Genomic DNA, 11,418 nt, shown 5'->3' on the forward strand with positions numbered 1-11,418 from the left:
GCTCCAAGTTTAACCTAATCAATTTCTCAAGAATATTGCATCGGTGGAGGTGTTGGAAACTTTACTTTCCTACTTATTTCGGTAGCTATTATAGTAGGCTAAATTAGTGTCGCTGCGGACCCCGCTTGATGGACACACCTGCACGGCCGTCAAGAAAAAGGACACCCATGCCCGACTTTCCAGCTTGGCTAACACCGACGAAAGCCAGCCCGCCACGCCAACAGGTCAGCGTGCTGCACAGAGAAGAGTTGCTGCGTCAGCTTGAGCTTCACCTGAAGCTCAAGCTGACTGTCCTTGCTGCCCCCGCCGGATACGGTAAATCCACCCTTCTGACGGCATGGCAGGAGTACCGTAAGGCGCGAGGCGACAGCACGATCGTGTGGCTTACGCTTGACCGGGATGACGACGATCCCGCCCTGATAGCGCTCTATCTACTGTATGCCGCAGAACAGGCCGGCCTTTCCCTTGGCCATTCAGCCATACCAGTCAATGGCTGGTCCGCAGAAATGCCTCCTAAAACGCTAACCGGCGTGTTTTTGGCCTCCGTCACGGCGCACGAGAAAAAAGTGATACTGATCCTCGACAACGCCAACAGTCTGACAGAAGAAGTTATAGAGCAGGTGCTGACACCCCTCTTTCGCTATGCCCCACACAATATGCACGTTGCACTAGCCACCCGGTCGGCAGAGACAATGAGCCTGTCCTCTCTACGTGCACAGGGCGAACTTTATGAAATGAACGCAGACGCGCTGAAGTTTACCCCGTTTGAACAAGCCTCCCTCCTTAAAGCCGACCTGAACAAAGCGCTCATGAAAGAGGTGGGGCAGCATACCCAGGGCTGGCCCGTTGCGGTGCAGCTTATCAAGAGCGCCATCACCGACCACCGTGAACCCGCAAAGGTGCTGGCGATGTTTAGCGGCACAAACCGCGACATTCGGGATTATATTGACGAACATATTATTGGCCGCCTGCCCTCCCACCACCGGGAATTCCTGCTGGACGCCAGCGTTTTACCCGAATTTGACTGCATAACAGCTGACGCCATCCGTGGAGCAAGTGGAAGCGCGCAGCTCCTGCAGGAGTTGGGACACCTGACCCCACTTGTCAGGCCAATGGAAGACCGGGAAGGCTGGTACCGGCTGCACCCCATGTTCCGTGAGGCACTACATCGCCTTCTTTCCGCGCGCGCGCCAAAACGGCTTGCTGAGATCAACCACGCTGCGGCACGGCACTTCATGCATGATGGTCATATCATTCGGGCAATACGCCACGCCCTTGACGCAAATGCACCGGAAACAGCGGCTGACATTCTTGAACAGGCTGGTGGTATTTTGCTTTGGAACCGAGAGGGAATGTCTCGCATCCGTAAAGCGCATGAATTGCTGCCCGACGCGATTGTTGCAAAGCGCCCACGTATCGGACTGCTTCGTGCACTTATTTTCCTGAAGGACGGCCACCTAAATGACGCGCGGCACATTTATTCACGCATATTACGACAGAAAGAAAAGGGTGAGTTCGCCCCCACCCCGTTGCTGGACTATGACCTAGCAGTCATTGCCGCTACCCTGGCTGTTTATGAAGGCACGCCCCTTAGTGAGGCGGTAAGCACAAACCTTGTCGATGCGCTCAACCGCTTTGAGCAGGAAGACAAACAACAGGTAGGCTTTGTTTACACCATTTTATGCGTATTTAACCTGCAGAAAGGGTTCTATGACGAAGCTAGGCGGGTTGCCGAACTGGCAATCAGCCACTTTCAGGAACAGAGTTCTGTCTTTGGCGAGACATACATTCATGTGCACCTAGGCGTTATTGCCACGGCGCAAGGCAAGTATGACCAAGCACACGACTGTTATACAAAGGTACAGGACAGCCAACGACGCCATTTCATAGACGACAAGGACCTCCGTCTTGTGTTGAATATCCTTCTCGCGGAATGGCACTATGAAAAAGACGAACTAGCAACGGCGGAGCGACTATTAGGTAATATCAACCGACGCCTGGAAACCGGCGAAGCCTGGTATGAGATTTATGCCACAGGCTACACACTTTCGACCGCCATTACTTATCGCACCCGAGGTCTTGCGGCATGCCTTGCGCTTGGGGACGAGGCATGCACTTATATCCGCCGGGAAGGTCTCAAGCGGCTGAACCGGCTGGTGATGGCAAACCAGGTTGCCTATCTGTGCCAGGAAGGCAAGACCGCCAGGGCCCGGAAACTGGCACAGGCCCACAACCTATCCTTCACCGGCTATCGCGAGAACACCAACGTCCCGCACTCTGTTAGGGAGGTATATGCTGTTGTGCGCGCGCTTGCGGTTCTTTGTCTAGCCGAAGGCCGCACCGGCGAGGTCGTCGAACAGCTCGAGTATTTTATTGCAGCCGCAACCGAGCGCGGGGAAGGCCGCGCTGTCAATAAGTATGAACTATTAACCGCCGCCGCTATCTTCCAGACCGGCGACCTTGAAGCCGCGTTTGAAAAGCTCGAACCGGTGATCGCATTTGTCCGCAAGCAGGGCCTGTTGCGCTTTGTTCTGGACGAAATGCCCTTTATCACCCCAATCCTTGAGGCATATGCCGTATCAGACAAAAAAAAGGAACAGGACCACGTATCCTATCTTTTGAACCACCTACATGAAAGCAGGGACGGAGGTACCGCCCCGAAGCTGAGCAAGCGCGAGCAGGAAGTATTGGGACAACTATCGGAAGGTCATGCCGACAAGGTGATCGCCCGCCAGCTGGATGTCTCTGAGAACACGGTGCGGTTTCACCTCAAGAATATATATAGCAAACTTGGCGTCGGCAATCGGTTGATGGCGGTCAACGAGGCGTCGAAGCGCGGCCTCTTGTGAAGATGAGATAGAGGGCCACAGCCGCGAAAAAGCTGTCAAGCGCAGGCACGAAGGTCAGGTTTATATAACCCATCGAGGTCACTAAAGCGAGACAGGTGCCACCCAGCCACGCCCCAATAGCCAGCAGCGAGAGAGCCGAACCACGGGACGGCAGGCCCGCGAACGAGTGGGCAATATATACACCTGCGATCGGTGGGATTAGCACGCCCAGAAATATCAGGAAATCGACAAAATGGTCTCGTATCCCCGCAAGCGAGATGAGGAGCCCGACAAGTCCAGCCACCCACACAACTTGCGCCCGTCCGAGGCGCGGAAACGCCTGTCCAAGCCCTAGGGAGGAAGAATAGAGATTGCTGACATTGGTCGTCCAGCTTGCCAGAACCATCATGACAAGTGCCGGCAAGCCGAGGCCGGACGATACCATGCTCATAACGAGATCTTTTTCACCAACGAGAACCCCCGGAAGCCCTGCCACGATCAGGATTAGAGGGAAAAAAGATCCAAAACTGCCGAACGACGCATGCAAAACCTGCCTCGGACGCCGGATAAAGCGGGAAATATCAGGCAAGATGCAAACCCCTACCATGAACGACCCCACGATGATGGACACCGCCGCGCCAAAAGCCAGTGGCCTCGCACCCTCAACTGGCCCAGCGGCCAGGATATCGGTGAGGGAAACATCGTGCACAACCTTTACAACCGCATAAATCAAGATAAAGAACATGACGGGAACGGCAATTTTGCTGAGCTTTTCCAACGCTGAAAAACCGTAAAGCGTGGTAACTGTCATTAGCAAACACCCGGCTACTGTGCAGGCCCATTCCGGCACCACGACACCCAACACCTCATGCAAGGATGCCGAAAGTGACTGCCCGAAAAGTGCAGCGGTTACGCCAAACCAGCCAAGCAGCGTAGCTGCGACTATGAAGCTCGCAATACGGCTGGCGGCCAGTCCAAAAGCGTGGTCAAGAAGTTGGTATGTAGTAAGCCGCGACCGCACAGCCACCAACATGGAGGCACAGGCGAGAAGCGCGAGGATAACTCCACCCATCAGTACAGCAAGGCCGCCGCTGACAACACCCAATGTTGTCAGGATTTCGGTCCCCACCAGGAAGGCTGGCAACGTGATCGCAGTGCCAACAACAACCAAGGCAATACGTAAGCCAGATACTAGTTCGTCTGCCCTGGGTTGTTCAGTGAGTAGGTTTGTCATGATGTCTGTCGGGTCCCCGGAGATGGAAAAGGGACCGGGGCAAGCACACCCCGATCCCAGTCATGGTTGTTGCAATGGGCATACATTTAGAAGCTAAACCCCGCCTCAACCCCAATGACACGTGGCAAGCTGTTGGCTCGAAGATACCCAAAGCCGACCGAGCCAAAATCATTGGCCTGCTGTTCATTGGTCAGGTTGTCGGCAAACGCACCAATGAACCAATTGTCGTGACGAAGTTTGAGCCGCAGGTTTAGGAAATCCTTTTCTTCCACTTCAAACACTCCACCTGCTCCGTCCCACAGCATCATCGTGCCCTGGCGACGGTAATCGGCGCGGGAGATCAGGTCCCAGCCATCACCAAGCTCACGCGTGTAAGTCAGTGATAGATTCACACTATACTCAGGCGTTCCCGGTGAGCGCTGCCCGCCTTTAATCTTTGCGTCTGTGACGCCAAGACCGCCTGAAAATTCAAGCTCTTCGGTCAGAAGTGCGCTGACTTCCAACTCACCGCCATTGATATTGGCTTGCGGCACATTGGTTGTCAGGCGAAACGGCGCTTCACCAATTACCGAGGTAAACTGCTGGTCCGAATAGTCGATGTGAAACAGTGCACCATTCAATCTGACACGACCATCGGCCAAGGTGGTCTTGAGACCAAGCTCATAGTTTTTCGTGTCTTCCGGCGCTGTCAGGTTACCGGTATTGAAGAATCCAAAGCGGAACCCCTCCGCGTAGGTCACATAGGTCATTACGTCATCGCTCCAGTCGTAAGACAACTGGATCTTTGGTTGCCAGCGACTATTTTTTGCCTTCTGGGTGATGATGCCATCAGGTGTTGGTACCGGCGTAGTATAGCTCAGGTCCGTGTATTGGATCGCATTATAGTTGTTGGTGTCGTACCGAACGGCGCCTGTCAGCTCCAGGCGGTCGGTGACATCGACACTGACCTGACCATAGCCGCCCCAGATCTCGTCCTTTCGTACGTCTGGCCGATAGAGAAGACGTACCATATCGCCCTCGTCCTTCTCTAGCCCCTGCAACAACCCGCCGACACTCAACAAGTTGTCAACCCTACGGTCCATGTACGACAGACCGACAAGCCAGCGAACGCGCTGGTCAGAGTTGGAGGCGAAACGAACATCCTGGGTGAATGTTTCAAAGTTATCCGCAAGGTCTTGGAAAAAATCATTGAACGCATCAGTCGGTCCCCCGAACGGCCCAAAAAGCCCAACGCCTGGCCCCTTTTGCCATGATGCCGAACCAAAAAGGTCCTGCTCGATATCACTATACCCGGTAACTGACGTGAGCGTACCCCCACCCATATCCCAATCGATTTTTGCCGAAAATTCCTTGAACTCCCGTTTTTCTTCGCCGCGCACCCCACGCGCTGGCCCCGGTGTGTCAAAGTTGTCGATCAAATCTGGGCTTGCCACGATTTCCTGGGCTGCAGCGCCCGCGGTCACATCACTATAGGCACCACGCACATCAATTGTCAGAGCATCAAAGTCAAACAACAGACGCCCTTTCAGGCTGATCTGTTCTTCATAGTCCAACCCGTCTCCATCTGTACTTTCAATGACTCCGTCCGTGTTACGGTAGTAGGCGCCAAGACGAAACAATACACGGTCTTCAACAAGAGGGCCCGACACTACGCCAGATAGCTTCATATCGTTGCCACTACCGTAAGAGGCCTGCGCCTTATATTCCATTTCATTGGTCGGCTTTTTAGTAACAATATTGATCGCACCGGCTATGGCGCCAGCACCATAGAGGGCACCCTGCGGACCCTTCAGAACCTCGATCCGCTCAATATCGGTGAGGGCACCCTGGTTGATGGCATCTAGCGATCCGGCCTGCACCCCGTCGACAACATAGGTAACCGGCGCCCAGCCCTGCTGGCCGGTGGTAATACCGCGAATGGTAATGAAGGTCACACCGGCACGAAATGTCTCCCGCATGCTGATGTTAGGTGTAAGATCAACAAAGTCCTGCACGTCATCAATGCCCGCGCGCTCAATCGCCTGAGAACCAAAGGCTGTCACAGAATCCGGCACAGACTGCAGGTTCTCGGCCCGCCGCCTTGACGTTACAACAATCTCCTCCAGCACCATTGTTTCAACCGCTTGCTCGTCGGCTGCATTGGCTATCGGTGCTGGCAGAATAGTAGCTAGTGCGGTACAAGCCACAATGGCATTTCTGGTCCGTGGTTTCATGATGCTTCCTCCCATGGATGCTCGCTTATTGCATTTCTTCGATTGGTACAAAATCTTCATCAAAGCCAAATTGTCGCGGCCCAAAGACCTCAAGAGCCTCCGGCGTCCGCATGATCGGTGCAGCCGAGGTCGCAATAACCTTGATGCGCTGGCCATATCGCAGGTGTTCAGCCGGGATTGGCTCTCCCGTCTCGCGGTCCACCATGCAGATAAGGTCCGGCACGATGGCGCGTGTCACACCGTTCTCCCGCGCGACCAGATGTTCGTTCTGGAAAGTCACTTCCATGCGCCGGGCAGAGCCGTCCAGCGCCTCAAGGTGACAATGGCCAATGGAAAATCCGCGCGTTGTTTCTCGCTTGAGGTCAGCGACCTTGCCGTCGAAGAGCATTTTGGCATGATTGTAGTAAGGCGTTGTCCTGAGATAGGAGACGAGGGCCGATATCGGGTCCCCTTGAAGACGACCTTTCCTGATTGCTTCCCCAATCCCAAGCGCCAAACTCAGGGTACCGTGAACAGCAAAATCCTTTACCTGCCTCCCAACAAGTGGGAAGGATGAGATCATCACACTCAACCCCATCTGGATGGCTGTAGCGCGCACAAGCCCTTCGGCACGGGGGCCACTATCCGCCTCGATCAGGACCGAATTCATATGCTCGTCTGTTACCACGAGCGGAGTGGCGGAGCAGCCGTAGACATTGAATGTCACCATCTGCAGTTCGGGGAAGGCTCTCCCCATGCCATCCGCATCGATGACGGGCAAACCAAGGCGGGCAGCCGCCAAGATAGGCAAGGTGGAATTCACACCGCCAATCTCAATCGGCAGAATAGCTTTCGCTTTCCGACCAAGGTGCTCTTCAAGTTTATGGATTGCAAGATCCATATCCTCGCCGCAACAAGCCTTTTCAAGCAAGACAGGCGGGGAACCAAGCATAGCAGCCGTTAGCACAAGGTCGTTGTCTCCGAGTTCCTCCGCGGTGATAATCTCGGGAACCCCAAATTCCTGCATGGCATGGTGCGCAAGCATGCGTCCGATATAGGGGTCGCCGCCGCCACCGGTGCCAAGAAAAGCAGCGCCACGGGCAAAATCTTCCAAATTCTCAGGTGTTATACTGATCTTCGTCATTATACAGTCTTGCCCCTCATGTCGTTTCTTTGGTGAAGTTAAGCCGTCCGGCAGCCTTTACCCGCACGCGAACGGCACCGCCCGGCACATAAGCAAGTGGCACTTCTTCGATATCGATAATTTCCACGCTGCCAGCTTCAGCTCCCGCTTCAATAGCCTTCGCTACGGCTTCATTCTTCGCGATTGACAACGCGGCATCGCGGCCCTGTTCATCGTAGGAGACAACCTTGTCGATCTCCGCCCCGATCTGGGCAATAGCGGCGCCGATAGCGTTGGCCACCCCAGCGTGGTCCGGTACGATGGTCTGGCTTATCCCGCTAATTTCGTCCTTGATCAACACCGCGCCGCCACCCACAAGAATAAGGGGCACCGGCTTCCCGCTTGTTTTCATGCGGTCGACACCTTCCGCCACAATGGCGTGAATTTTCTCGACGGCCTTCCTCACCAATGTAGGTGCGAGGTCAGCAACCTTTGCCCGTTCACCAATGTCTGCATAACCGTCGGCCACGGCGATATCGGTCGCGGTCAGCGTATCACCGCCAAACACCCGACCATCTTCAAGCAACCTGTAGCCGACAGACTTGGGCCCTACCGTCACCTCCTCACCATCGCTCGCCACAAGGCTACCGCCACCAAGGCCAACTGCTAACACATCAGGCATACGGAAGTTGGTACGCACACCGCCAATATCGACGGTAACGGATGACTCGCGCGGATAACCGTTCACCAGCATGCCGATATCGGTGGTGGTGCCGCCGATGTCGGCCACCAGCGCATCCTTCACGCCGGAAAGATAGGCCGCGCCCCGCATGCTGTTGGTTGGTCCGCTCGCAAAAGTCAAAACAGGGTAACGTTCAACGAACTCCGCACTCATCAGGGTGCCGTCGTTCTGGCTGATATAAAACGGTGCATTGATTTGAAGCTTCTCAAGCGCCTTGCCAAATGATCGGACAACTGAGGTTGCCAAATCAGCGAGCGAAGCGTTCATAATTGTCGCATTCTCACGCTCAAGAATGCCGATCCGTCCAATGGTATGCGACAATGAAATGCTCACCTCGCCCATAACCTCGCGCACGATCTCCGCCGCGCGGTTCTCCATGTCACTGTTGACAGAGGAAAAAAGACCAGTGATCGCCACCGTACGAATGCCGTCAGACCGAAGCCTTGCGGCAACGTCTCGCACACCCTGTTCATCAAGCGCCGCATTCAGCCGGCCATCATACTGGTATCCACCTCGCACAAGGTGCACATGCTCGCCAATAGCTTCTGCGATGTCAGCGGGCCAGTCCAGGAGTGGTGGCAGCGCGCGCGCGGCAGGCAGGGCTATACGCAGCACTCCGACAGGTAACAAGTGCCTTCGTTCCACAAATGCATTGGTGAAATGCGTTGTGCCGATCATCACACACTGGATGGCCTCCGGGCCGATTGCACCCTCGTCAAGCACATGCCGCAGGGCCGCAACGATGCCCGCCTCCACATCTGGTGTTGTGGGCTTCTTGCACCAAGATAAAACGCGATCCCCGTCAAGAAGAACCGCATCTGTGTTCGTGCCTCCCACATCCACACCGATCCGCATACATAACCTCTTTCAAATAAACCCTCACCAAACGCGGCCCTTACCGCGCCACTTAAGGTTGGCGTTCATTGAAAGAAATTCGCAATGTGATCGGCCGGTAGTTTTCCCGGTTAAACTGGTAGGCATCCAATTATGGCTTTATTTTACCTACCCACCTAAAAAGGTAGGGTAATACCCCCAATAATAGAGGGCTTCAAAAGTAGAATACTTTAAGCGGCCATGGGCATGCCCATGGCCAGTTTTTGTTTTGGCGTGATGCCGCCGAGCGCCATATTGGGACGCTCATGGTTATAAGTCCAGAGCCACGCCGTTGCAGCAGCTTGCACCTCTGCAATTGTCGCGAAGATATATTGGTTCAACCAGTCATGGCGGACCGTTCGGTTGAAGCGCTCAACGTAGGCATTTTGTTGAGGCTTGCCTGGCTGGATGAACTGCAATCCGATCCCGCGCCTTGAGGCCCACTCGGCCAGTTGATGCCCGACATACTCGGGACCGTTGTCACAGCGAATAGCCAAGGGAGCCCCCCGCCATTCAATGATCTGGTCCAAGGCCCTGATGACACGCGCTGCGGGCAAGGAGAAGTCGATCTCGATGCCCAAGGCTTCCCGATTATAGTCGTCAATCACATTGAAGGCCCTGAAGCTGCGACCATCCGACAACTGGTCATGCATGAAGTCCATACTCCAGACATCATTGATCGCCTCGGGCACGGCAAGAGGCTCAGGCTTTTCCCGATACAGGCGCTTCTTCGGCTTGATCCGCAGGTTCAGTTCCAGTTCCCGATAGATCCGGTACACACGTTTATGGTTCCAGCCATAGCCTTTCACATTGCGCAGATACAGGAAGCACAGCTTGAAACCCCAGTTGCGCTGACGACCGGTTATGCCGACAAGCCAGTCAGCTATCTCAGCATTCTCATCCGAGAGCTTCGGTTCATACCGGTAGCATGTCTCGCTGATCGAAAAGGCGCTGCACGCCGCCCTGATGCTCAGCCGACCCTTGCAGACAGCAACTCTGGCCATCTCGCGACGTCGGGACGGCTTTACCACTTTTTTGCCATGGCTTCCTTGATGACATCATTCTGAAGCTGCACATCGGCATACATCTTCTTCAGCCGAGCGTTCTCCGCCTCCAGTTCTTTCATCCGGTTCATCAGCGAGGCGTCCATGCCTCCATATTTTGCACGCCAACGGTAAAAGCAGGCGCTGCTCATGCCGTGCTCCCGGCACAGTTCAGGTACCGGCGTACCAGCCTCCGCCTGCTTCAATATGCTGATGATCTGGCTGTCCGAATAACGTGATGTCTTCATGTGAAATCTCCTGCGTGTTGGTTACGAGAAAATTCTACTTTTGAGTACCACTATTTATTGGGGGTATTACCGGCTACCTGCTTTTTCAAGAAAGCATCGGGCTTCACTTCCACGAAGTAGGATCCCGTTCGGGTTCTGACCAACACATCAGGTGTATACCTGATGTCTGACCACCTAAAAGTACGCGGCTGGGTAACGAAGCTCACGATCTCCGCATCAACCTCAAGCCACTCTAAGAAAGCCTGCTCATTTCGACTTTCCCACGCAACGAGCTCGGCGTTCTTTCTACTAGAATGGTATCCAACAACACGATGTGTGCTGCGGGTCACCACTTTTCTCGCTGGTCTCATTGCGTTCGCCTTCATATCTCAGGCGGTAACACAGAGGAATAAAAGAGTCCATAATCAGATTTACAGCAATCTAAATAAGATGATTATAATCTTCTAAGCGCCAAATAAGATTATTCTTCTGTTGTTCTGAGCCCAATATAACCCTATGCTTTAACCTGACCAACGAGCTCCAAAATTACATGTTATTGTAGAGGGAATTATGATCAGAGGTGAGCAAATCCGCGCCGCACGGGCGATTCTAGGCTGGTCACAAAGCATGCTTTCTGAGAGCTCTGGTGTTTCGCTCACAGCGATTAGAAGGATTGAGCCTCAGGATGGTACACCGGGAGCTACCGCACGCACGCTAGAACGTATCGAGAAGGCATTTAACTCAGCTGGCGTATTTTTTGAGTGTTCGGAGAGCGACTCGGTTGTCAGGCGAACCTATGTTTAGCTCTCCTGCGGGGTGACGCCGCAGGCCTGTCCAGCCCAATCAAAAAGCATCATCTAGAAATAGACTGCGAACTAGAACTACCAACCGGGCAGGAAAAGGTAGATACACCTTATTTTCGGTTCAGCGGGTGTACCTGACATTGAAGCCGGTACGTGATTTCAAAACTTAGTTGCGTCAATAGCATTCAATCAGTGGCACATCTGATTGGTTGCATAGCTCAGCTTTGATATAACAATGCTGGGCTATACTGGACACTTTTGGGCTTTTAGGCCGATGCATTTTTCAAGTAGTTGAGAATTTCTTCACAAACTTTGAGAAAGCACAAAACCGACACAAGTGGTGACAGTTCTCA

At 54.0% G+C, this 11,418-nt stretch carries 7 protein-coding genes; 2 read left to right on the forward strand and 5 right to left on the reverse strand.

Annotated elements, in window-relative coordinates:
• The first annotated feature begins 167 nt into the window (after window positions 1–167).
• A complete protein-coding gene (locus ACOOGA_RS04070; protein WP_417460435.1) occupies window positions 168–2,849 on the forward strand; it encodes a LuxR C-terminal-related transcriptional regulator in 2,682 nt (893 codons plus the stop codon).
• Here the strand turns inward: ACOOGA_RS04070 and ACOOGA_RS04075 are convergent.
• From ACOOGA_RS04075 to ACOOGA_RS04095, 5 genes are all read right to left on the reverse strand, one after another.
• Entirely contained in the window at window positions 2,818–4,062 is a 1,245-nt protein-coding gene (locus ACOOGA_RS04075; protein ID WP_417460436.1) for a hypothetical protein, read from the reverse strand. The genes ACOOGA_RS04070 and ACOOGA_RS04075 overlap by 32 nt on opposite strands.
• A gap of 86 nt (window positions 4,063–4,148) precedes the next feature.
• Window positions 4,149–6,275: a TonB-dependent receptor gene (locus ACOOGA_RS04080; protein WP_417460437.1), complete on the reverse strand. Its 2,127-nt coding sequence runs from the start codon at window positions 6,273–6,275 to the stop codon at window positions 4,149–4,151.
• Between the two features lie 25 nt (window positions 6,276–6,300).
• A complete protein-coding gene (locus tag ACOOGA_RS04085; protein WP_417460438.1) occupies window positions 6,301–7,398 on the reverse strand; it encodes a DUF917 domain-containing protein in 1,098 nt (365 codons plus the stop codon).
• 16 nt (window positions 7,399–7,414) lie between these two features.
• The gene (locus ACOOGA_RS04090) at window positions 7,415–8,974 is read right to left on the reverse strand and encodes a hydantoinase/oxoprolinase N-terminal domain-containing protein (RefSeq protein ID WP_417460439.1); all 1,560 of its coding nucleotides are present in this window, start codon (window positions 8,972–8,974) and stop codon (window positions 7,415–7,417) included.
• 209 nt (window positions 8,975–9,183) lie between these two features.
• Window positions 9,184–10,283 (reverse strand): IS3 family transposase gene (locus ACOOGA_RS04095; RefSeq protein ID WP_417460440.1). Its coding sequence is split into 2 segments (ribosomal slippage): window positions 9,184–10,022 and window positions 10,022–10,283, totalling 1,101 coding nucleotides; the frame shifts between segments, so codons are not numbered across the junction.
• A 549-nt stretch (window positions 10,284–10,832) separates the two neighbouring features.
• Here ACOOGA_RS04095 and ACOOGA_RS04100 point away from each other — a divergent pair.
• A complete protein-coding gene (locus ACOOGA_RS04100) occupies window positions 10,833–11,066 on the forward strand; it encodes a helix-turn-helix domain-containing protein (protein WP_417460441.1) in 234 nt (77 codons plus the stop codon).
• Window positions 11,067–11,418: the final 352 nt, after the last annotated feature.

This window comes from Kordiimonas sp. (genome assembly GCF_965216265.1).
Taxonomy (GTDB): domain Bacteria; phylum Pseudomonadota; class Alphaproteobacteria; order Sphingomonadales; family Kordiimonadaceae; genus Kordiimonas.

Bases quoted from the DNA above. Each gene is read 5' to 3' on its own strand.
- ACOOGA_RS04070 (WP_417460435.1), top strand. From the start codon at position 168: ATGCCCGACTTTCCAGCTTGGCTAACACCGACGAAAGCCAGCCCGCCA.
- ACOOGA_RS04075 (WP_417460436.1), bottom strand. From the start codon at position 4,062: ATGACAAACCTACTCACTGAACAACCCAGGGCAGACGAACTAGTATCT.
- ACOOGA_RS04080 (WP_417460437.1), bottom strand. From the start codon at position 6,275: ATGAAACCACGGACCAGAAATGCCATTGTGGCTTGTACCGCACTAGCT.
- ACOOGA_RS04085 (WP_417460438.1), bottom strand. From the start codon at position 7,398: ATGACGAAGATCAGTATAACACCTGAGAATTTGGAAGATTTTGCCCGT.
- ACOOGA_RS04090 (WP_417460439.1), bottom strand. From the start codon at position 8,974: ATGCGGATCGGTGTGGATGTGGGAGGCACGAACACAGATGCGGTTCTT.
- ACOOGA_RS04100 (WP_417460441.1), top strand. From the start codon at position 10,833: ATGATCAGAGGTGAGCAAATCCGCGCCGCACGGGCGATTCTAGGCTGG.